Below are 20,725 nucleotides of genomic sequence, written 5' to 3'. Positions count from 1 at the left end.
AGTTTTTTAACCAACTTTTTTGGGAGTTAATTTTTCTTCTACAAATTTTCCGTCAATTTCAAGGGTGCCATTTTGTGCAAATAATGCTGTATCAAACATAACATCGAGCATAATAGTTTCCATTATAGCTCTTAGGCCTCTTGCACCTGTATTTCTCTTTATTGCTTCCTTTACTATATAATCAAGCGATTCTTCGGTAAAGTTCAAAGTTATGTTATCCATTTCTAAGAGTTTTTTGTACTGTTTTAGAATTGCATTTTTAGGTTCAGTGAGTATTTTCTTAAGTAATACTTCATCAAGGGGACTTAGGACTGCAATAATGGGCAACCTGCCAACAAGTTCGGGAATAAGACCAAAATGAATTAGGTCTTCTGGAAGTATATTTTCTTGCAAAATTTTCCATTTCTCTTCTTCTTCCTTAATCTCTCTATCAATTTTGCTTTTTGATATAAAACCTATGTTTTTTTTGCCAATTCTCGAATACACCTTTTCTTCAATCTTTTCGAAAGAACCGCCACAAATAAAGAGTATATTTTCGGTATTGATTTGTATAAACTCTTGTTGAGGATGTTTTCTTCCTCCTTGGGGTGGGACGTTTGCTATTGTGCCTTCAAGAATCTTTAATAATGCCTGTTGAACTCCTTCGCCTGATACATCTCTTGTTATTGACGTGTTTTCAGATTTTCTGCCAATCTTATCTATTTCATCTATGTACACAATTCCCTTTTCAGCAGCATGTATATCGTAGTTTGCCGCTTGAATTAACCTTAGGAGAACATTTTCAACGTCTTCGCCTACATAACCTGCTTCTGTTAGGGTAGTGGCATCTGCAATGGCAAATGGAACGTTTAGTATTTTTGCAAGGGTTTGTGCTAAAAGGGTTTTTCCAGTCCCAGTTGGACCAATTAACAAGACATTGCTTTTTAAAATTTCTACATCGTTATCGCTTTTGTCTTGCATTATTCTTTTATAGTGGTTATATACTGCTACCGACAGAACTTTTTTTACGTTTTCTTGTCCAATTACGTATTCTGAAAGTTTTGCAAATATCTCTTTTGGTTTTAGATTGTTTATAGTGCTATTATAATTTTCAAGAATTCTTTCTCTTTCTTCTCTTTCCAGTATCTTATTTGCAATTTTTATACAATCACTGCAAATTAAAGCTCCATTTTTTCCCGAGAAGAACTTTTCTACCTCTTTAGAACTTCTGCCGCAAAAGGAACATCTTTGTAAATTATCGTTATCCATATTATTTTTTACTCTCTCTTTTCCAGAATTTCATCAACTATGCCATACTCTTTAGCCTGCTTAGCATCCATATAGAAATCTCTTTCTGTATCGTTTTTGATTTTTGTGATATTTTTCCCAGTATGCTTAGCTAGTATTTGATTTAGAGTATCCTTGACTTTTAATATCTCTTTAGCCTGAATAGCAATGTCTGTGGCCTGTCCTTCAGCTCCGCCCAAAGGTTGGTGTATAAGTACTCTCGAGTTGGGCAAGCAATATCTTTTGCCCCTTTCACCTGCAGCAAGAATTACTGCAGCCATACTTGCAGCCTGACCAAAGCATATTGTGTTGACTGGTGATTTTACGTATTGCATAGTGTCATAGATAGCAAGCCCTGCAGTTACAATTCCTCCAGGGCTATTTATATAAAGATAGATGTCTCTATTGGGATCGTCTGCCTCTAAAAAGAGCATTTGGGCTACTACAAGATTTGCTACGTCTTCGTTTATTGCAGTTCCTAAGAATATTATTCTGTCATTTAGAAGTTTCGAATATATATCGTAAACTCTTTCTCCATGAGAAGTTCTTTCGGTAACTGTAGGTATAAGAATACCACTTGAAATGTCCATTTATTTATCCACCATCCTTTAATTTTTTTAACTATTTTTTTCGCTTTCTAAGCTTTCAGCACCTTGTTTAGTTTCCTCAGAGTTTTGTTTCGTATCATCTCTTTCTTCTCTTTCAACACACATTGTTAAAAGTGCTGAAAAAACTCTTTCTCTTCTTACATCTGCAATTAATTGCCCCCATGTTCTTTTATCATTTTTTAGATCCTGAATCCACTTATTAAGATCTGCTTCTCCTAAATCCTTTCTGTACGCTCTAAGTCTTTGTTCTATTTCTGCATCTTCAACTACTATACCCAAATCTTTAGAAATTTTTTCAATTATCAATAAATCTTCTATTGATTTCTTTACTGTCATATCTGCAAATTTAGAAAATTCATCCTTACCGCTATTTAATGCGTTTATTTCTTCCTTTGAAACCTGTCTACTTTTTATTCTCTTCTCTAAATCATTAATATATTGTTGCTTTTCTAATTGGAGGGCTGTTTCTGGAATGTAAATTTTGCTTATCTCTCTTATTTTTTCCAAAATTTCATTTTTTTGATTTTCAATTTCTTGTTGGAGTTTGTTCATAAGAAGTATACTTTTTTGCTGTTCTTTTAATTCCTCAAGGCTTTCTACTTGAAAATTTGCCTGAAGGTCTATGTCAGACCAATTTGATAACTCTTTTCTTCGTATTGAGTCTACTTTTGCTTTTACATGGGCACGTTTGGACTCTAATTCAATATCACACTCTACTTCGTCGCCAACTTTTTTCCCTAACAAGGCATCTCTAAGAGGTTTAAGTCTGTCTTTTATATCAGGATTTATAGAGATAGCTGATTTTCCAGTATATTCTTTTACTTCTTCGTTGTTTTCATCCCTTGTTTCCATAGTTATTTCTACGACATCCTTTAATTGGATTTCACCATCTTCTACATTATTCCACTTGGCGAAACTTTGAAGAATCAAGTTTAATTGATTTTCTATCTCTTCGTCAGAAACAGACACCTCATTAGCCTTAATCTTTATTGATCTATAATCTCCCAATTCTGGATCAGGCCAGTATTCAAACACCATCTTAAATCTATACTCTTTATCTTTCTGAATTTCTGATTCATCTTCTTTGAAAATGTTATAAAGATTTTCATCACCTTGTTCATCTCTTATTTTGTTGAACGTTTTTCTTAATAAAACTTCTTTTAAGTTTTCTATGATATCTTCATCGCGTATCACCTTTTCTAGTATGTTTCTTGGCACTTTTCCTCTTCTAAAGCCTGCGATGTTTGTTCTGCTAGCAATTAGATTAAATGTTTGATTCCATTCGTTTTCAATTTCTTCCTTTGGAAATATAACGTCAAATTCAACCTTTGTGGATGATTCATATGTTTTTGAATAATTCAATTTTATATCCTCCTAAAAATTAATTTTTGAAATTTTATATTTCGATTATACCTTCAAAAACCAAAGTAGCGGTTGCTGTCATGAAAACATTGTTTGTTTCATATTCTATATGAAGAATTCCACCTGGTAAATGAATGTTCACATTCCCATTCGTAAAGCCATTTAACTTTGCAGCAACAGCTGTCGCACATGCTCCAGTGCCACAAGCTAAAGTCTCTCCTACTCCTCTTTCCCAAACTCTTAACTCTATATCGCTTTTAGAAATAACTCTTGCAAATTCAACATTTGTTTTTTTTGGAAACCACGCTGAATGTTCTACTTCAGGCGCAATGCCTTCAATTGGGAAATTCTTTATATCATAATCCATAAAAATTACACAGTGAGGATTGCCCATTGAAACGCATGTTACGTTTAAAAAGGTTTTATCGTTGATCTGAATTCTTTGATTTATAACTGAATCTTTTCCTTCGAAACCTAATATTGGTATTGATTCTGGCTTTAAATTTGGAGTACCCATATTTACTCTTATTAGTGAATTTTTGTCATCGGATCTTATAATTTCTGGAACGATAATGCCTGCAAGCGTTTCTACTTCTATTTTATCTTTATTAACTATATTCATATCCTTTGCCAATTTAGCAAAGCATCTAATTCCATTTCCGCACATTTCTGCTTCGCTACCATCTGCATTAAAGATTCTCATCTTCAAATCTGCTTTCTCGGATGGTAGCATAAGAATTAAGCCGTCCGAGCCTATTCCAAAATGTCTATCACACAATTTTTTAGAAATTTCTAAAGGATTGTTTGATTCTACGTATTTAGATTCTTCTGGCAAAAGCATAACAAAATCATTGCCTGTTCCATGCATTTTGTAAAACTTCACTAATAAAGTTCCTCCTTAATTTTTTTTATCAAGTGATTTGCACTAATATTATAATCTATGTTTTCAATCCATTCTGCATTCATTTTTCTAAACCATGTCATTTGACGTTTTGCAAAATTTCTTGTGTTCTTTTTTATAAGTTCAATTGCTTCGTTTAAAGGCAAATTGTTTACTAAATAATCAATTATCTCCTTATAGCCATAAGTTTGAAACGCTTTGGTGCTAATATCATATTTATCGATAAGAAATTTTACTTCGTCAATAAGGTTGTTTTGAATCATTAGGTCGACTCTTTTATTGATTCTTTCATAAAGCAATTCTCTCTCTATACTAAGACCAAAGACTTTATATTCGTACTTGTTTTCTGAATTCTTTGCTGCTTGAGAAAAGGTCAAGCCTGAAACCTCATACACTTCTAAAGCCCTAACTATTCTTATTTTATCAGTTGGGGAAATTGTTTTTGCATAATCTGGATCTATTTCTGTAAGCCTTTGATATAGATGTTCAAAACCTTTTTCTAGTCCTATTGATATGAGCCTATTTCTTATCTTTCTATCTTTGGTTCCACATGCAAAATTGTACCCTTCTATTAAGCCTTTTAAGTATAGAGCGGTTCCTCCGACGATTAAAGGAATTTTCGACCTTTTAATAATATCTTCAATTAGCTCTAAAGCCTTTGTCTGGAAAATAAATGCGTTAAATTCTTCATCCGGATATATTATATCAATTAGATAATGGGGAACGGCTTTCATTTCTTCTTTGGTAGGTTTTGCAGTGCCGATATCCATATATTTATAAACCTGTCTCGAATCGGCAGAAATTATCTCTATTGGTAGTTTTTGTGCTATTTCAATAGAAACGTTTGTTTTTCCGGTGCAGGTTTGTCCTAGTAGAATAAAGACTTTGTTCACAATTTTTATTCTATTACTGCAAGAATGGCTTTGTTAGGTAAAATAAGGTAAGAATTGCCCTCATAATTTATTTCGAATCCCATATCTTTGGCGAATATTACTTGATCTCCTACTTTGACTTTTATTTCTGTGGAATCACCAATTGCTATTACAAGTCCTTCTTTGGGGCTTTCTTTAACCGTTTCTGGTATAAGGATTCCTGATGAAGTCCTATCGCTTGGACTCATCACTCTAACAAGTACCATATTATCTAGTGGTCTAATTGTCAATTTTGCTCAATATCCTTTCTATTTCATTAAATTCAGAATAGTATTTATTATTAAATTTTAATATTGGCAAAGTTTCAGTGCCAATTTTTTTAAAAATTTCTTTAACTTCATCTTTTTCTAAATTAGAACAATATATATTATAAATTGAAATAATCTCTATATCTAGATTCCTTTCTTTTATATATTTTTCCAATATTTGACAATACTTATTTCCGGGAAATGTGTATAATATAGGTTTATTTATCATAATTCTCACTGACAATCATAGTCCCAACTCCTTCTGGAGTAAGTACCTCAAGTAAAAGCGAATGAGGTTCTCTTCCATCAATGATGTGAACGGCTTCTACTCCAGCTTCAATGGCCTCTTTTGCAGAAAGAGTTTTTGGTATCATGCCTTTTGATAGGATTCCTTCTTCTATGAGACTATCTATCTGAGTTGTTTTGATTTTGGAAATAACTGAAGATGGATCGTCTTTGTTTAACAATATTCCTGGCACGTCTGTAAGATATAAAAGCCTTTTTGCCTTGAGGGAAATTGCAATCTTTCCGGCGACGAAATCTGCGTTTATATTCAAAGACGAGCCGTCTTCGTCATAGGCTATTGGGGACATTACAGGAACATAATTTGAATTTACAAGTGCTGTGAGTAGGGAAGGATTTATGTCTACTATTTCTCCCACAAAGCCATATTGTTCAGATTTTTTCTTTGCCACTATGGTACCTCCATCTTTACCACATATACCAACTGCCCTTCCTCCGTAACCCTGAATTTTTGCAACTATATTTTTGTTAACTTTTCCAGATAGGATCATTTCAGTTATCTCCATAGTTTTTGAATCAGTAACTCTTAGACCTTCTATAAATTTTGTTTCTATATTAAGAATTTTTTGCCATCTTGAAATCTCAGGTCCTCCACCATGAATAAGCACGATCTTTACGCCGAGGTAACTAAGAAGTACAATATCCTGAAATAGCGCATCGTTTACGTCTTCTACTTCTAAAATTGAGCCTCCATATTTAATTACAATTACCTGATTGTTAAATTGCTTAAAATAGGGCAGCGCATCAATAATTATTTTTGCTTGCAATTTTTTGTCAAACAATTTACACCTCACGTTGAATATTCTGAATTTAACTTAACATAATCAAATGTCAAATCACAACCATAGAAAGTAAAATCTTTATTGCCAACATTATTATGGATCTCTATTATAACTCTTTCACTATTTGAGATTTTTTTGCTAAGGCTTGTTTTGTCAAAATTAATGGGCTTTTTGTTATACACCTCAGTGTCAAAAATTTTAATTGAAACAGAATCTTCACTAATTAGATTAGTGTTTCCGGCAGCACAGATAATTCTACCCCAGTTGGGGTCTGAACCAAAAAAGGCACACTTAACAAGTGTTGATTTTGCAATATTTGATGCTACCTTTTTTGCATCTTCTTCGCTTGCAAAACCCGTCGCTTTAACTTCTAAGACTTTTGTAGAACCTTCTCCATCTCTTACCATATCGTTTGCTAATTTTATACAGCAGCGATTTAAAGCGCTTTCAAAATCTATAATTAGTTTGTCTTTTCTATTGATTATCTTGTTTTTGGGATAAAGCATGTCAGTCATAAAGAAGACAGAATCGTTAGTAGAGGTATCTGAGTCAACTGATATGGCGTTAAAGCTTTTGTTTACACAGTTAATAAATACCTCTTCAAGAATTTTTTCGTCAGCATTTATATTTGTAGTGATAAAAACAAGCATTGTAGCAAGATTGGGACATATCATTCCACAACCTTTTGCATATGCTCTTATGTGGATTTCATCGCCTTCTTCTGAGGATATTGTCTCAAAGTATTCCTTTTCGAATCTGTCTGTTGTCATAATAGATTCAATAAAATCTTTGTGATTGTTGTATTTTAAATTGTTTACTAGTTCAGGGATCTTACTAATAATTTTTTCCTTGTCCAATCTTACACCAATTATACCTGTGGACGCCAAAAGTACTTCATCTTCACTAACTCCAATTAGTTCTGAAAACCTTTTTGAGATTTCAATAGCATCATTATAACCGTCAATTCCTGTTGCTGCGTTTGCGTTCCCCGAATTGACAAGTATTGCTCTTATATATTTATTTTTTTTGAGTCTTTCTTTTGAAATTTTTACTGGAGCTGCTGCAATGCTGTTTTGAGTAAACACAGCAAAGGTAAGCGCCCTTTTTTTACAAAGAATAGCTCCAAGATCTTTTTTGCCTGATAATTTTAGACCGCAACTTAACCCTGCAAAATTGAAGTTTTCTGGAAAGTTTGACAATTTATATTACCTCCGGAATATTAGTCAATGATAATTCTTCAGGAAAACCAAAAATTATATTAAGATTTTGAACAGCTTGACCTGATGCGCCTTTTATTAAATTGTCAATTGCACTAAAAATTTTTATTGTATTATTTGAAGTTTTACATATATTAATTGCGCAAAGGTTACTTGATCTTACCATCGCAGTAGTTGGCAGTTCGTTTTCAAGTATTTGAACAAATTTTTCATCTTTGTATCTTTCATAATATAGCCTTTTTAGTTTTTCTTCTTCTGGTAAATCTTCTTTAAAAAAAACGTAAATTGTTGAAAGAATACCTCTTTGCATTGGAATAAGATGGGGTGTAAAAATTAATTCTGGAGCATCTTTTGAAATTAGCCTTATTTGGTCGTTCATTTCTGGCTGATGTCTGTGAAATTTTGCACCATAGGGCCTTACGCTTTCATTTACTTCGCAAAAGAGAAATTCTTTGGATAACTTTCTGCCAGCACCGCTTACGCCCGACTTTGAATCGGCGATTATGTTTTCTATACTCCCTTTAAAGCGATCTATTATTGGATAGAGTCCTAAAAGAATGCTAGTAGGATAACAGCCAGGGTTGCCTATTATTTTAGCCTTTTTGATCTTTTCTCTGTTTATTTCTGGTAAACCATAAACGGAACTTGTTAATATTTCTGGGCAATTGTGTTTGATGCCATATGTTTTCTCGTAGATTTCTTTGTCTTTGAATCTAAAATCTGCTCCAAGATCAATAATAACGATATTATTGTTATACTCTATTAGTTTTGTAACAAACTTAGATGTTTCACCAGCTGGCAAGGCGACAAAACATGCATCTAAATCCCTCGCTATTTCTGGATCTGAAGTCTTAAGCACCATATCAGTGTTAAAGGAAGGAAAGAGTTTTTTATAACTTTCACCGCTGTAAGAGTGAGAAGATAGATATTTTAAATCTACATAAGGATGATTTGATAATATTCTGAAAATATTTAATCCAGCATATCCAGTTGCACCAAATATACCAACTTTAACTTTGTTCATATATCCTCCTTGAAAAGTTATTAGAGAGAACTAATATATTCTGTTTTTATAGATGATTATAATAAATTTTCGAATGAATCAAAGTAGAAGAATTGTGAAGTTATGCTTTTTATTTCATCTTCTTCAACTTTTAACCAAACGTTTTTGATGCCAATATTTCTAGCTTGGATTAAATTTTCTTCGAGATCGTCTATAAAAACGCTCTTTTCTGGATCGAATTCAATTTGTCTTTTTAACTTTTTCCAAAAATCAATATGCTCTTTTGGATATCCTAAGTCAAAACAGGTTATTATTTTATCAATTTGTTTTTTTATGTTAACTTTTTTAAGCTTAATGTTAATTGTTTTTTTATGCGCATTGGTTAAAATAAAAATTCTTTTATTATTTTTCTTTGCATATGAAAAAAATTGATAAACGCCTTTTGATGGTTTTATTAAATCTGAAATAGATTGCGTGAGCTTTTCAATGTCAAGGTTTAACTTTGAGGACCAAAAATCTATATCAGACCAACAAAGTTGCCCCTTATAAGAGTTATATAGATAGTAGAGTCTTTCTTTAGATTCTTCTATTGTCAGGTTATTTTTAATTGAATACTGAAGAGGGACGTATTCAGCCCAAAAATATCGATCAAACTCTTTGTGAACGATCGTACCATCAAAGTCTAAAAAAATATTTTCAATGTCGTTATTAATAATCTTTTTATGCATGAATATTTTCCAAATCTTTGCTAAGAATCATCTCAGCAATTGTTTTTTTGAATTTATAATTTATAGGCTTATTTGCCTTTTTTCTAAAATCAAGTTCTATTTTGCTTAAACTTTTAAAAAAGTTTGTTCTGTCTAATACATATGGAAATTCCAAAAATTTTGAGGCTATAACTTCACAACCTTTATAAAAGTCAACTCTTCCATTGGGGAAAACGAGTTTTGACGGCACACCGTGAATTCTACATATCATTGGTCTATATTGATAGATCATACAAAGCCCATCTTTGTTAGCAGGACACATCATTTTAAATTTTCCTCTTTCATTATAATTCTCTTTCGAGAGCAAGTAACTTTTGGAATTTTCTACAATCATCAACCTTGTGCTTTCGTCAAGTTTTAACAGGCCATATTGCAACATAAACTCTTCAACAAACGTAAAGTGATAAAATAAAGTGGTGCAACAATTTGAAGTGCAGCCAAAACAGCTAAAGTTATAATATTGCCCGACTCTTTCGAATTCGTTTTCAATTTCTTTATAAAGCTTTTCTATGCTTTCTATGACACTTTTCATTTTAGTTTTTTAATTGCCTCATCGATTAAATTATCTAAATTTTTTTCTCTAAAAAAGCCGTCTATGAAATAAGGAAAATTAAAATTAATGGAATTATTTTTAAATTTTACAATATATGTTAGTGAATTTTTAAATTCGGTTTCTATTGAAGCTATAACAGCGTATCCTATAGTTTCTTTGTCTTTGGATTCAAAGATCTTAAGAAAGTTTTCTTTATGAAATTCTACGTCTTCCAGTGCTTTTTTCCCAACTTTTGCTACAGCCCAAAGAATTGGCTTTTTAAGGAGGTCTTCGTCAAGGGCGTTCATTGCTATTGAAAGATATGGATCTTTTAAAGATGGAATGTTGCTAATTATTTGTGCTATAGCTGGTGCAGAACTCCATCCTATTCCTCCTGATTCATCATTAAGTGACCATAGCAGAGTCCTTATAAACACTCTTACCTTTTCTTCGTTCTCATCCCATAAATATTTCATGTATAATCCAACGGCTTCTACGGCTCTATATCTTATTAAGATGTCTGGGTCGTACAACCTTGACTTTAAAAAAGACCAAAATCGCCTTTCTTTGTTGCACAGGAAGACGATTTCTTCATAATTTCTATTTTTTAAGAGTTCTAAAATTGTTTCCATACATATTATTGTTAATATATAAAAAATATTTTAACATAGTTAATAGAATTTGATGTTTTTTGCAGATTAAGGAGGTATTTTATGATCAGAAAGGCAGTTTTTCCTGTCGCAGGGATGGGAACAAGGTTTTTGCCAGCTACCAAAGCGTCTCCCAAGGAAATGTTACCATTAGTAGACAGACCCCTAATTCAGTATGTCGTGGAAGAAGTTCTGGAATCAGGAATAAAATATATGATATTTGTTACGGGTAGGAACAAAAGACCTATTGAAGACTATTTTGATGCTTCATGGGAACTAGAATATATATTGAAAGATAAAGATAAATCTAGTTTATTAGCTGATGTAGACAAAATTCGTGATGATGCCGAGTTTATCTATGTTAGACAGCCAAGGCCATTAGGACTAGGGCACGCAGTACTTATGTCTTCTGCAGTAATAGATAACGAACCCTTTGCTGTAGTTCTTGGCGATGACATTATAAATTCTGAAATTCCTGCTATGAAACAGCTAATTAAAGTTTATGAGAGATATCATAGTCCAGTCTTAGCCCTTGAGAGAGTACCAGAAGAGGAGGTCAGCAGTTATGGGATAGCTCTTGCAAAGCCAATTCCAGATGATGATGGAGTGCTAAAAATTACCGATCTTATTGAGAAGCCTGAGATCCATGAGTCTCCTTCAAACTATGCTGTGATTGGTAGATATATACTTGTGCCTGAGATTTTTGATATTTTGCGAGAAACAAAACCAGGTAGGGGCGGCGAGATTCAGCTAACTGATGCACTTAGGACTCTTTGTGAAAGGAGATTGGTTTTAGGAGTAGAGGTTAAAGGTAAAAGATATGACTGTGGCTCAAAGATTGGATATTTAAAAGCCACAGTCGATTTTGCACTTCAACATCCAGAGTTTAAAGATGAGATGAAAAATCATTTGTTAGAAATTTGTAAAGATTTATAAATTTTTAAGAACTTCGTTAGCAAACTCTCTTGTGCCTATCGTGTTTTTCATTTTAAGATCGGCAGTTCCTATTCCCATTTCCAAGGTTTTCTCTACAGCATTTTCAAGATCAAACGCAATATCATTTCTCTCAAAACTTAATCTTAGCATCAAAGCAATTGAGAAAATAGTAGCTATAGGATTTGCCATATTTTTACCTGCTATAGAAGGGGCAGAACCGTGGACAGGTTCGTATAAAAATGGCTTATTGTCACCTATACTTGCTGATGGCAAAAGCCCAAGCGATCCCACGAGCGCAGCTGCTTCATCGCTAAGAATATCTCCAAATAGATTTTCTGTAATTATTACATCGAATTGGTTAGGATTGTATATCATTTGAAGAGCAGCATTATCAACATATAGGTGGTCTAACTTTACTTCTGGATAAGATTTTGATAGGTTTTCTACCACTTCTCGCCATAGTCTTGAGTTTTCAAGAACGTTTGCCTTGTCAACGGAGGTCAAACTTTTCTTTCTGGACATTGCAAGATCAAATCCTATTTTTGCAAATTTTTCAATTGTAGTTGAACTGTAGCTCATGGTATTTATAGCTACCTTTGAACCATCGGGTTGGGTATAGATTCCACGAGGCTCGCCAAAATAAAGACCCTCAGTAAGCTCTCTTAAAATTATTATATCAAGACCTTTGTCTACAGTCTCACATTTTAAACATGAAAGATGTGTTAAGTGTTTAGAAAGTTTAATAGGTCTAATATTACAAAAAACGTTTAGACTCTTTCTTAATTTTAGCAATCCAGCTTCGGGTCTAAGATTTGGAGGATTATTGTCCCATTTTGGACCTCCAACAGCTATCAAAAAGACAGCATCAGATTTTTTACACTCTTTTAAAGTATCTGGCGGTAGAGGATCTCCAAAGGAATCAATTGCCTTGCCACCTATTGGTAGCTCGTTTAATTCAAAAGAAAATCCATATTTTTCTTCAATTTTATCTCTAAAAAGTTTAACTACTTCTTTTAGATCCTGGCCGATTCCATCTCCGGGCAAGAATGCAACTTTATACATCTTCTACACCTCTTTCAGACGATTTTTGGTAAAGTTAAAGAGACCACCTATTTGAACGAGATTTAATAAGAATTCTGGATATGGATCAAATTTATATGTCTTGTTTTTGGTCTTGTTTAAAAGTATTCCTTCTGAAGCGTTTATGGATAACATGTCGCCTTCTTCTATTGAACTCAAGTTCTCACTAGTTACGAAAATTGGTAGACCAACATTAATAGCGTTTCTAAAAAAGATCCTTGCAAAGGAATTGGCAATAACTGCACTAATTCCTGCACCCTTTATAGCTAAAGGGGCGTGTTCTCTTGATGAGCCACACCCAAAATTATTTCCAGCAACTATTATGTCTCCTTTGTTCATCTCGTTTACAAAGTTTGGCCTTAAATCTTTGAACAGGTTTTTTCCAAGTTCAACTTCATTAGTTTCTGCTAGATATCTTGCAGCTATTATTAGATCGGTATCTATATTGTTACCAAAAACTCTTGCAGCGCCTTCTAAAATCATATTACATTACCTCCTCTGGTGAAGTGATATATCCAGTTATTGCGGATGCTGCAGCAACAGCAGGGGATGCTAGAATTACCTTACTTTTTGGATGTCCCATTCTGCCAATAAAATTTCTGTTAGTAGTTGAAACGCAGACTTCATCTTCAGCAAGAATACCCATATGGCCGCCTAAACACGGACCACAGGTTGGGGTAGAGACTGCTGCCCCAGCTATAATAAATTTCTCTATCAAACCCTCTCTTAAAGCTTCAAGATAGACCTTTGGACTCCCTGGTAACACAATTACTCTAAGACCATCTTTTACCTTCTTGTTTGTTAAAATTTCTGCTGCAACTCTTAAATCCGAGATCCTACCGTTTGTGCAAGAACCTATAACCACCTGGTCAACATAAGTTTTTTCTAATTTGCTTACGTTGATAGTGTTATCTGGAGAGAAGGGAAGTGAAACAGTATAATCAAGGTCGCTTAAATCTATTGTGATACTCTTTTCGTAATTCGCGTCCTTGTCTGCTTCTACGTAATTTGATGCATCTATGCCCAAACTTTTTAGATATTTTTCCGTTACTTCATCATAATTAAATATGCCGGCTTTACCTCCACACTCAATTGCCATGTTTGAAATGGTAAATCTGTCATCTATGGAAAGATTTCTTAACCCCTCCCCACAAAACTCAAGAGCAAAATAGTTTGCGCCTTCTACGCCAATTCTTCCTATCAAGTGAAGTACTACATCCTTTCCGCTAATCCATTTCTTTTGTTTACCTCTTATTTCTACTCGAAATGATGGTGGCACTCTAAACCACGTATCTCCCGTTGCCATTGCCATACCAGCATCAGTTGAGCCTACTCCTGTAGAAAATGCATTCAACGCGCCATAAGTGCAAGTGTGAGAATCTGCTCCAATTATTAAATAGCCTGGTTGAGCCAAACCTAGCTCAGGAATCATGACGTGTTCTATTCCTACATGGCCAGGTTCGTAGAAATGCCTTATATTTTGGTTTTTTGCAAAATTTCTTAACATCTTTACGTTTTGGGCTGATTTAATGTCTTTGTTTGGCGTAAAGTGATCACAAATTATTACTATTTTATCTTTATCAAAAACTTTAATGTCTCCTAATTTTTGAAACTCCATAACGCTTAATGGACCTGTGATGTCATTTACAAGAACTATATCTAGCTTTGCAAGAATATAGTCGCCTGCTTTTACATCTTTTTTTGAGTGTTTGGAAAAAATTTTTTCCGCAATAGTTTTTCCCATTTTTGACTCCCTTCTGAAATGTGCTTTTTTAATTTTCACTTTTATTATAAAATGAAAAAAATAAATTAAATAGGGGAGAAATATGCCATTTGAAAAAATAGAAACGGGTATTGAAGGCTTAATAATTATAAAATCAAAAAAATTTTTTGATAATAGGGGCTATTTTCAAGAGATTTTCAAAGATTCTGATTTTAAAGAAATGGGAATTGAATTAGATTTTAGTCAAGATAATTTGTCCTTTTCTAAAAAAGGTGTAATACGAGGACTTCATTATCAAAAGGCCCCTTATGGTCAAGCAAAACTTGTAAAGTGTGTTTATGGAAGCATATTCGATGCTGTAGTTGATGTTAGAAGGGATTCTAAAACATTTGGCAAATATTTTACAGTTATATTGCACGACAGTGATGATTATCTTCTTTTCGTACCTGATGGCTTTTTGCATGGTTTTTGTGTATTAAGCGATTTTGCGCTTGTGCTTTACAAAACTTCTTCTGAATATTCGCCTAAAAATTCTAGTGGAGTAATATATAACGATCAATTTTTATCTATACCGTGGCCTGTTGAAAACCCAATTATTTCTCCACAGGATGCGGGATTAAAGTCATTTAAAGAAGAGTTTTTAGAGTAGTTTTAATTATTATTTTACATAAATTGTAATATAATATTTGTTAATAAATATAATTTTTAGGAGGATTCGAATGGCACAAGCAAAAGCTACAAAAGAGCAATTGTTTGAAATGCTGAACAAGGCTATTGCCAGAGAGATCCAGGTTAGCATCCAGTATATGTGGCAGCATATACAATTAGTTGGTTTTAAGGGTAAAATTATAGGCGAAGATTTAAAAAAGATTTCGATTAAGGAAATGAAGCACGCTGAGGATATTGCAGAGCATCTTTTTAAACTTGGTGGGATACCAACAACTAAGCCAAATAATATTGAGGTAGGATCTTCTCTGAAAGAAATGCTTGAGCTTGATATCAAAGCTGAAAATGAAGCTATTGAACTCTATAAAGAAATAATTAATTTTGCAAAGAAGCAAGATGATTTAGCAACCAGAAGACTTTTTGAAAAGATCTTGTTGGAAGAGATGGAACATCTCCAGACATTTGAAAATTATCTTTTAGACTAATAACAAACTTAAGTTATTAAGGGAGCAAAGAGTTGCTCCCTTTTTTTGTTTCTTTATAGTTAATAAAATCGTATTCTATTTAGAACTTGTAAATGTAACTTATTTAAAGTATAAATAGAATAAAGGTGATTATATGAGGTGCTTTCTAATATATGGACTCAGATCTAATTTTAAGGATAAAATCGGGAGACCAGAATGCTTTTAGAGACTTATACAATAAGTATAGCAGTTTTATATATACTCTTTCTTATAGATTATCCGGTTCTGCTGAAGAGGCAAAGGATCTCGTGCAGGAATTTTTTATTAAGTTCTACAATAATGTAGACAAATTTGATATCAACTATCCTTTTATACCGTGGTCTAAGAGAGTGCTGACTAATTTATATATAGATAAAAAAAGAACAAAAAAAGAATTTACATCATTTGAGGATTTGACTTCAGAAGATGATGAAAGAAGTTTTGATCCTATAGATGGCTCTTTGTTGCCTGAGGAGGTAATTATAAGATATGAAAATAAAGAAGCTGTTGAAAGGGCGCTTTTAAAACTTCCTGAAATTTATAGGGTTGCTATAGTTTTATTTTATCAGGAAGAATTGAGTATAAAGGAAATTTCGAATATTTTATCAATTGATGAGGGAACTGTTAAAATGAGAATTTCTAGAGGCAGGAAAAGACTTTATAAGGAGTTGTCTACGTATGAGCTGTGATGAATGTAAGAAACTTATAGAGCTCGAAGAGCTTGGAATAATTACATCTAAACAGCTACTTGAATTGGAGGCTCATGTAAAAAATTGCCCACGATGCTCTTATTTGAGGCAAAGATCTAAACAACTTACATATTCGCTTAGGAATTTACCAATTATGAACGCTCCAGACGATCTTTTTTCATTGATTGTATATAGGATAGAAAAACAAGCTTTTATAAAGAATTTTATTTTCTTTTTTGCTTTTATGTCTTTTGTTCTTTTAATTGGTTCAATATTTTTAAACAATATAGATTATTCTATATTTTCAATAGATATTGAAGAGAGCGTGTTCTATATTTTTGAAGTTTTTTGGGAGATTTTCTATAACAACATCTCTTTAGTCTACCTCTTGATAGGAAGTTTTTTGGCTTTTATTATCTTTTCTGTTTATAAAAAAAGAAAGGAACTTTTAAGTTGAAAAAAGGATTATTCTTATTTTTTGCTTTTTTAACATTATATTTTTTGTCTTTCAATTTTGTTTTTGCTCAGGATCAAAAACTTATGTTATCCCAGGTTAGACAAGGCTTTGGGCATTTACCTAAAGAGGAGCAAAACTTAAAAAAAGACTTTGTAAAAAAAGAGATTAACATTGGACAAGATCAAGCAATAAATGGTGATTTTATCGTTCATGATGCGATACTGACTGTTAGTGGCAGGATAAATGGTGATTTAATCGCTTACAGATCTGACGTAATTTTGAAAGATTCTGCAGTAATAACTGGGAAGGTAATTATTCATAATGGATCACTTAAAAAAGAGAGTGGTGCAAAAACTGGGGATATTTTAGAAATATCATCAAAAAGGACTCCACCTCCTTTTTTGAATGTAAAGCCCATATTTGGCAAGAATTTTGAAGGGGGAGTGGTACTTGATTTTAGAACACTTATAAACAGTTTTGAGGCTAAGATATTTTTTTCAGTTCTGATATTTCTTATGTGCTTTATTTATTTCTTGTTTTTTAAAAGAGTTGTAATTGAAAAATACAACTACGTTTACAAATTTTCATTAAAGGCAATATGTTTTTCGCTTTTTATATTCTTGTCAATTCCGAGTATTTTTTGGTTTTCTAGAGAAGAACCAATTCTTGCTATAATCTTTTTGGCTATAATGTCGGTTTTAAGTGTGCCAGGCATAACGTTTTTTACCTTTTCAATTTTTAAGAATCTATTTCATCTAGTTTTAAAAAAAGATGTTCCTTACTTGCTTTATGTTTTATTTTCATGTTTATTTTTGTCACTAACAATATTAATTTTTAGTGGGAGTTTGTTTTACTTGATTTGGCTATCGCTTGGACTTTCTTATAGTATCTTGCTTTACAAGAATTCTTAAAAATTTGATATTTTTTAATATTTGTTTTATATTGTTAAATGAGCGAACTTACGAACTTATAATGTAAGGAAGGGGAGATTAGTTTGTTTGGGACAAAAGAGGAAATTACAAAAAATCTTGAAGCCAATGGGTTATTGATTAATGGAAAACTTACGCTAAATAAAGATAGGCTTAGAGAAAATGTGATTGATGATCTTATTAAGACAGCTGTTTTCACACAGGATTCTCAAATAAAAAATTATTGCTACTTTCTGATTAGAGAATTTGCAAATATGATGGATATTGTCTCTTCTTCAATCCATGATCTATATATGGCTAAGGGGAGAGGCGAAGGACTTGAATTTACTGTTCCTGCAATAAATATTAGATGTCTAACCTATGACTTTGCAAGGAGAATTTTTAAGGTTGCAATTGAGAGAAACACAACTGCTATTATATTTGAGATAGCAAAATCTGAGATAGAATACACTTTTCAAAGACCTTTAGAGTATATTTCTTGCGTTTTAGCTGCAGCTATTAAAGAAGGGTATCGGGGGCCAGTATTTGTTCAAGGAGATCACTTTCAATTTAGTTCCAAAAATTATTTTTCAAATCCAGAGTTAGAATTAGATAATATTAAAAAACTTACAAAAGAGGCTATAGAAGCTGGATTTTACAATATAGATATTGATCCGTCTACACTGGTAGATTATACAAAGCCAACTTTGGTTGAACAGCAGTATCATAATTATATTAATACTGCAAAAATGACTGATTTTATAAGATCTATTCAACCAGAAGGGATAAACGTTTCTGTAGGCGCTGAAATTGGACATATAGGTGGTAAGAATTCTACTGTAGAAGAATTTGAAGCATTTATGAACGCATATTTGGATAACTTAAAATCTAGCCCGGGGATCTCAAAAATTAGTGTTCAAACTGGAACAGCTCACGGTGGAATTCCTCTCCCTGATGGAACTGTAGCAAGTGTTAAGTTAGACTTTAACGTTTTGGACTCTATAGGGAAGTGTGCCAGGGAAAAATATCATATAGCTGGAGCTGTTCAACACGGTGCCTCAACCTTGCCAGATGAACTATTTAATAATTTTCCTAAACACAAAACTGCAGAGATTCATCTTGCGACTGGTTTTCAAAACATAATGTTTGATTTTGCACCTGAAGAGTTTAGAGAAGAAAATTTTAAATTTATTGAAGAGAATTTCAAATCAGAGTGGAAAGAAAACATGACAAGAGAGCAATTCATTTATAAAACAAGGAAAAAGGTTTTTGGACCATTAAAGGAAAAATGGTGGAATTTGTCAGATGCTGATAAAAATAAAATATTGGATGTTTTGGAGAAAAAGATTGAATTTCTATTTTCACAATTGAACGTTTTTGATACCAAATCTTATACTGACAAATATATTAAATTAGTAAAAATAGGATATAAAGAGAACAATGATTTGAGCCATAAAAACGTAGATTTTAGAGCTTTGAAATTCGAAGAGGGGGCTGACTGATTTTGGCCAGAATAGGCATTGATCTTAATCGTTTTATTTTGGAAGAGGAAAGACAATTTCCCCAAGCTACGGGGTCTCTTAGTTTAGCGTTGATGTCTATTGAAAATGCAACAAAAATAATATCTTCAAGAATAAGAAAAGCTGGTCTTTCTGATATCTTAGGCAAGATAGGAAAGGTCAACGTGCAAGGCGAAGAAGTTCAAAAATTGGATCAACTTTCTAATAACTGGTTGATTGAGCATCTTTCTGATTCAGGCGAATTCTATGCTCTTGCTTCGGAAGAAGTTGATGATGCCATATTTCCAGAGAAAGGGAAGAATGGCAAGTACGTAATTGCTCTGGACCCATTGGATGGTTCATCAAATATTGACGTAAACGTAAACGTAGGAACAATATTTTCTATATACAGGAAATATTGTGATGGGGTAGAAAACTTTTTCCAGGAGGGATACAAACAGGTTGCTGCAGGATATGTAGTGTATGGTTCTTCAACAATGCTTATGTACACAACTAAAAACGGCACTCACGGGTTTACTCTGGACCCTTCGGTGGGTTCATATCTTTTGTCTCATCCTTATTTAAAAATGCCTTCAAGAGGGAAGATATATTCCATTAACGAGGGTTATTCTCAACGATGGGACGAACCGCTCAAAAAGTATATTGATAACTTGAAATCAAAGAATTATTCAGCTAGATACATAGGTTCAATGGTTGCTGACGTTCACAGAACATTGTTAAAAGGTGGTATTTTTGCTTATCCGGGAGACAAAAAAAATCCACAAGGCAAATTAAGACTCCTTTATGAGGCAGCACCCATGAGTTTGTTAATAGAGCAAGCCGGTGGCAGGGCTACTGATGGAGTTAATGAGATATTGAGCATAAAAGCTACTAGTCTACACCAGAGGACGCCTGTTTTTATGGGTAGTAAAGAGGATATAGACGAACTTATGGACTATATGAGAGGATAAACTATTTAAACTTAGAGAACAACATAATTTGTTGTCCTCTAAGATACTATAGAAATACCCCTTGAATCGCTTAGAAACTTTTCAAGACCTATATCGGTTAATGGATGTTTTACAAGTTGTTTCAGTGTTTTAAATGGCACAGTTGCTATGTGGGCTCCTAGTTTTGCAGCCTCTACAACGTGCAAGGGATGTCTTACACTTGCTGCAATTATTTTTGATTTCGAATTAGTAGTTTTTAAGATTTCAGATATTGATTTTACGAGTTTCATGCCATCGTAAGAAATGTCATCTAATCTGCCTATAAAAGGACTTATATAAGCTGCACCAACTAAAGATGCTAAAATTGCCTGGGACTCTGAAAATATAAGAGTCATATTAACAGGAACGTTTTCTTTTGACAACACTTTTGTGGCTTTTAGACCATCTTCAGTAATGGGAATTTTTACTACGATGTTTTCAGATATCTTAGATATTTTTAGCCCTTCTGATACCATGTCTTTATAATTTGTTGAAACAACTTCTGCACTGACTGGACCGTTTACGATGCTACAAATTTTTTTTAAGTGTTCTATTGGAGCTGTTGGATTAGCTTTTGCAAGTAGAGAAGGATTAGTAGTTACGCCTGAAATTATACCAAGTTCTACGCCTTCTTCTATTTCTTCTATTTTTGCAGTATCTAAATATAATTCCAAATTTCTACACCCCTTAAAAATTTTTTAATT

The 20,725-nt window shown here is 33.1% G+C and carries 25 protein-coding genes; 8 read left to right on the top strand and 17 right to left on the bottom strand.

Annotation, left to right across the window (positions count from 1 at the left end; translation table 11 throughout):
• Window positions 1-6 precede the first annotated feature (6 nt).
• The 13 genes from clpX to THENA_RS06110 are packed head-to-tail and all read right to left on the bottom strand — an operon-like array spanning window position 7 to window position 10,553.
• Window positions 7-1,248, bottom strand: coding sequence for an ATP-dependent Clp protease ATP-binding subunit ClpX (gene clpX / locus THENA_RS06170; RefSeq protein WP_013756544.1), 1,242 nt, complete (start codon window positions 1,246-1,248; stop codon window positions 7-9).
• A gap of 8 nt (window positions 1,249-1,256) precedes the next feature.
• Window positions 1,257-1,856: an ATP-dependent Clp endopeptidase proteolytic subunit ClpP gene (gene clpP / locus THENA_RS06165; RefSeq protein WP_013756543.1), complete on the bottom strand. Its 600-nt coding sequence runs from the start codon at window positions 1,854-1,856 to the stop codon at window positions 1,257-1,259.
• A gap of 27 nt (window positions 1,857-1,883) precedes the next feature.
• Window positions 1,884-3,236 carry a trigger factor gene (tig, locus tag THENA_RS06160; RefSeq protein WP_013756542.1) on the bottom strand — a complete coding sequence of 451 codons (1,353 nt, stop codon included), beginning with the start codon at window positions 3,234-3,236 and terminating at the stop codon, window positions 1,884-1,886.
• Between the two features lie 34 nt (window positions 3,237-3,270).
• Window positions 3,271-4,119 (bottom strand): diaminopimelate epimerase, encoded by an 849-nt coding sequence (gene dapF / locus THENA_RS06155; RefSeq protein WP_013756541.1) that lies wholly within the window; start codon window positions 4,117-4,119, stop codon window positions 3,271-3,273.
• Window positions 4,119-5,030 (bottom strand): tRNA (adenosine(37)-N6)-dimethylallyltransferase MiaA, encoded by a 912-nt coding sequence (gene miaA, locus THENA_RS06150; RefSeq protein ID WP_013756540.1) that lies wholly within the window; start codon window positions 5,028-5,030, stop codon window positions 4,119-4,121. The genes dapF and miaA overlap by 1 nt, the downstream gene beginning before the upstream one ends.
• A 5-nt stretch (window positions 5,031-5,035) precedes the next feature.
• Window positions 5,036-5,299, bottom strand: coding sequence for a co-chaperone GroES (locus tag THENA_RS06145; RefSeq protein WP_013756539.1), 264 nt, complete (start codon window positions 5,297-5,299; stop codon window positions 5,036-5,038).
• A complete protein-coding gene (locus tag THENA_RS06140; protein WP_041437960.1) occupies window positions 5,289-5,546 on the bottom strand; it encodes a glutathione S-transferase N-terminal domain-containing protein in 258 nt (85 codons plus the stop codon). Before THENA_RS06140 ends, THENA_RS06145 begins: the two co-directional genes overlap by 11 nt.
• Window positions 5,536-6,402 carry an acetylglutamate kinase gene (gene argB, locus THENA_RS06135; protein WP_013756537.1) on the bottom strand — a complete coding sequence of 289 codons (867 nt, stop codon included), beginning with the start codon at window positions 6,400-6,402 and terminating at the stop codon, window positions 5,536-5,538. Before argB ends, THENA_RS06140 begins: the two co-directional genes overlap by 11 nt.
• Window positions 6,403-6,410: 8 nt before the next feature.
• The gene (argJ, locus tag THENA_RS06130) at window positions 6,411-7,601 is read right to left on the bottom strand and encodes a bifunctional glutamate N-acetyltransferase/amino-acid acetyltransferase ArgJ (RefSeq protein WP_013756536.1); all 1,191 of its coding nucleotides are present in this window, start codon (window positions 7,599-7,601) and stop codon (window positions 6,411-6,413) included.
• Between the two features lies 1 nt (window position 7,602).
• Window positions 7,603-8,643: an N-acetyl-gamma-glutamyl-phosphate reductase gene (gene argC / locus THENA_RS06125; RefSeq protein WP_013756535.1), complete on the bottom strand. Its 1,041-nt coding sequence runs from the start codon at window positions 8,641-8,643 to the stop codon at window positions 7,603-7,605.
• A gap of 56 nt (window positions 8,644-8,699) precedes the next feature.
• Window positions 8,700-9,350, bottom strand: coding sequence for an HAD-IA family hydrolase (locus tag THENA_RS06120; protein WP_013756534.1), 651 nt, complete (start codon window positions 9,348-9,350; stop codon window positions 8,700-8,702).
• Window positions 9,343-9,921 (bottom strand): YkgJ family cysteine cluster protein, encoded by a 579-nt coding sequence (locus THENA_RS06115; protein ID WP_013756533.1) that lies wholly within the window; start codon window positions 9,919-9,921, stop codon window positions 9,343-9,345. The genes THENA_RS06120 and THENA_RS06115 overlap by 8 nt, the downstream gene beginning before the upstream one ends.
• On the bottom strand, window positions 9,918-10,553 hold the full coding sequence (locus tag THENA_RS06110; RefSeq protein ID WP_013756532.1) for a DVU0298 family protein: 636 nt from the start codon (window positions 10,551-10,553) through the stop codon (window positions 9,918-9,920). Before THENA_RS06110 ends, THENA_RS06115 begins: the two co-directional genes overlap by 4 nt.
• 81 nt (window positions 10,554-10,634) lie before the next feature.
• Between THENA_RS06110 and galU the strand changes: the two genes are divergently transcribed.
• Window positions 10,635-11,507 (top strand): UTP--glucose-1-phosphate uridylyltransferase GalU, encoded by an 873-nt coding sequence (gene galU / locus THENA_RS06105; RefSeq protein ID WP_013756531.1) that lies wholly within the window; start codon window positions 10,635-10,637, stop codon window positions 11,505-11,507.
• Here galU and leuB read toward each other — a convergent pair.
• From leuB to leuC, 3 genes are read right to left on the bottom strand one after another with little or no spacing between them, the layout of a single operon-like run.
• Complete coding sequence (leuB, locus tag THENA_RS06100; RefSeq protein WP_013756530.1) at window positions 11,502-12,569, bottom strand: 3-isopropylmalate dehydrogenase; 1,068 nt, start codon at window positions 12,567-12,569, stop codon at window positions 11,502-11,504. The genes galU and leuB overlap by 6 nt on opposite strands.
• A gap of 3 nt (window positions 12,570-12,572) precedes the next feature.
• Window positions 12,573-13,070 (bottom strand): 3-isopropylmalate dehydratase small subunit, encoded by a 498-nt coding sequence (locus THENA_RS06095; protein WP_013756529.1) that lies wholly within the window; start codon window positions 13,068-13,070, stop codon window positions 12,573-12,575.
• A gap of 1 nt (window position 13,071) precedes the next feature.
• The gene (leuC, locus tag THENA_RS06090) at window positions 13,072-14,331 is read right to left on the bottom strand and encodes a 3-isopropylmalate dehydratase large subunit (RefSeq protein ID WP_013756528.1); all 1,260 of its coding nucleotides are present in this window, start codon (window positions 14,329-14,331) and stop codon (window positions 13,072-13,074) included.
• A gap of 82 nt (window positions 14,332-14,413) precedes the next feature.
• Here leuC and rfbC point away from each other — a divergent pair, with 82 nt between their 5' ends.
• The 7 genes from rfbC (at window position 14,414) to fbp (ending at window position 20,003) form a co-directional block, all read left to right on the top strand.
• Window positions 14,414-14,959, top strand: a complete 546-nt coding sequence (rfbC, locus tag THENA_RS06085) for a dTDP-4-dehydrorhamnose 3,5-epimerase (RefSeq protein ID WP_013756527.1) — start codon at window positions 14,414-14,416, stop codon at window positions 14,957-14,959.
• Window positions 14,960-15,029: 70 nt separating this feature from the next.
• Entirely contained in the window at window positions 15,030-15,461 is a 432-nt protein-coding gene (locus THENA_RS06080; RefSeq protein ID WP_013756526.1) for a ferritin-like domain-containing protein, read from the top strand.
• A 152-nt stretch (window positions 15,462-15,613) separates the two neighbouring features.
• The gene (locus THENA_RS06075) at window positions 15,614-16,168 is read left to right on the top strand and encodes an RNA polymerase sigma factor (protein ID WP_013756525.1); all 555 of its coding nucleotides are present in this window, start codon (window positions 15,614-15,616) and stop codon (window positions 16,166-16,168) included.
• On the top strand, window positions 16,158-16,625 hold the full coding sequence (locus THENA_RS06070; RefSeq protein WP_013756524.1) for an anti-sigma factor: 468 nt from the start codon (window positions 16,158-16,160) through the stop codon (window positions 16,623-16,625). Before THENA_RS06075 ends, THENA_RS06070 begins: the two co-directional genes overlap by 11 nt.
• A gap of 83 nt (window positions 16,626-16,708) precedes the next feature.
• The gene (locus tag THENA_RS06065; RefSeq protein ID WP_154645328.1) at window positions 16,709-17,536 is read left to right on the top strand and encodes a bactofilin family protein; all 828 of its coding nucleotides are present in this window, start codon (window positions 16,709-16,711) and stop codon (window positions 17,534-17,536) included.
• 83 nt (window positions 17,537-17,619) lie between these two features.
• On the top strand, window positions 17,620-19,035 hold the full coding sequence (locus tag THENA_RS06060) for a class II fructose-bisphosphate aldolase (protein ID WP_013756522.1): 1,416 nt from the start codon (window positions 17,620-17,622) through the stop codon (window positions 19,033-19,035).
• A gap of 2 nt (window positions 19,036-19,037) precedes the next feature.
• Window positions 19,038-20,003: a class 1 fructose-bisphosphatase gene (gene fbp / locus THENA_RS06055; RefSeq protein WP_013756521.1), complete on the top strand. Its 966-nt coding sequence runs from the start codon at window positions 19,038-19,040 to the stop codon at window positions 20,001-20,003.
• 38 nt (window positions 20,004-20,041) lie between these two features.
• Here fbp and fsa read toward each other — a convergent pair whose 3' ends face one another.
• Window positions 20,042-20,695 (bottom strand): fructose-6-phosphate aldolase, encoded by a 654-nt coding sequence (gene fsa / locus THENA_RS06050; RefSeq protein WP_013756520.1) that lies wholly within the window; start codon window positions 20,693-20,695, stop codon window positions 20,042-20,044.
• Window positions 20,696-20,725: the final 30 nt, after the last annotated feature.

This window comes from Thermodesulfobium narugense DSM 14796 (genome assembly GCF_000212395.1).
In the GTDB taxonomy this organism is placed as follows: Bacteria; Thermodesulfobiota; Thermodesulfobiia; order Thermodesulfobiales; family Thermodesulfobiaceae; genus Thermodesulfobium; species Thermodesulfobium narugense.
The sequence above is the reverse complement of the archived record's forward strand: the minus strand, read 5'-3'. Positions and strand labels throughout refer to the sequence as shown.

Excerpts from the sequence above, each read along its gene's own strand:
- clpX (WP_013756544.1), bottom strand. The coding sequence starts at position 1,248 with ATGGATAACGATAATTTACAAAGATGTTCCTTTTGCGGCAGAAGTTCT.
- clpP (WP_013756543.1), bottom strand. The coding sequence starts at position 1,856 with ATGGACATTTCAAGTGGTATTCTTATACCTACAGTTACCGAAAGAACT.
- THENA_RS06140 (WP_041437960.1), bottom strand. The coding sequence starts at position 5,546 with ATGATAAATAAACCTATATTATACACATTTCCCGGAAATAAGTATTGT.
- argC (WP_013756535.1), bottom strand. The coding sequence starts at position 8,643 with ATGAACAAAGTTAAAGTTGGTATATTTGGTGCAACTGGATATGCTGGA.
- THENA_RS06120 (WP_013756534.1), bottom strand. The coding sequence starts at position 9,350 with ATGCATAAAAAGATTATTAATAACGACATTGAAAATATTTTTTTAGAC.
- THENA_RS06115 (WP_013756533.1), bottom strand. The coding sequence starts at position 9,921 with ATGAAAAGTGTCATAGAAAGCATAGAAAAGCTTTATAAAGAAATTGAA.
- THENA_RS06110 (WP_013756532.1), bottom strand. The coding sequence starts at position 10,553 with ATGGAAACAATTTTAGAACTCTTAAAAAATAGAAATTATGAAGAAATC.
- galU (WP_013756531.1), top strand. The coding sequence starts at position 10,635 with ATGATCAGAAAGGCAGTTTTTCCTGTCGCAGGGATGGGAACAAGGTTT.
- leuB (WP_013756530.1), bottom strand. The coding sequence starts at position 12,569 with ATGTATAAAGTTGCATTCTTGCCCGGAGATGGAATCGGCCAGGATCTA.
- THENA_RS06095 (WP_013756529.1), bottom strand. The coding sequence starts at position 13,070 with ATGATTTTAGAAGGCGCTGCAAGAGTTTTTGGTAACAATATAGATACC.
- leuC (WP_013756528.1), bottom strand. The coding sequence starts at position 14,331 with ATGGGAAAAACTATTGCGGAAAAAATTTTTTCCAAACACTCAAAAAAA.
- rfbC (WP_013756527.1), top strand. The coding sequence starts at position 14,414 with ATGCCATTTGAAAAAATAGAAACGGGTATTGAAGGCTTAATAATTATA.
- THENA_RS06080 (WP_013756526.1), top strand. The coding sequence starts at position 15,030 with ATGGCACAAGCAAAAGCTACAAAAGAGCAATTGTTTGAAATGCTGAAC.
- THENA_RS06075 (WP_013756525.1), top strand. The coding sequence starts at position 15,614 with ATGGACTCAGATCTAATTTTAAGGATAAAATCGGGAGACCAGAATGCT.
- THENA_RS06070 (WP_013756524.1), top strand. The coding sequence starts at position 16,158 with ATGAGCTGTGATGAATGTAAGAAACTTATAGAGCTCGAAGAGCTTGGA.
- THENA_RS06065 (WP_154645328.1), top strand. The coding sequence starts at position 16,709 with ATGTTATCCCAGGTTAGACAAGGCTTTGGGCATTTACCTAAAGAGGAG.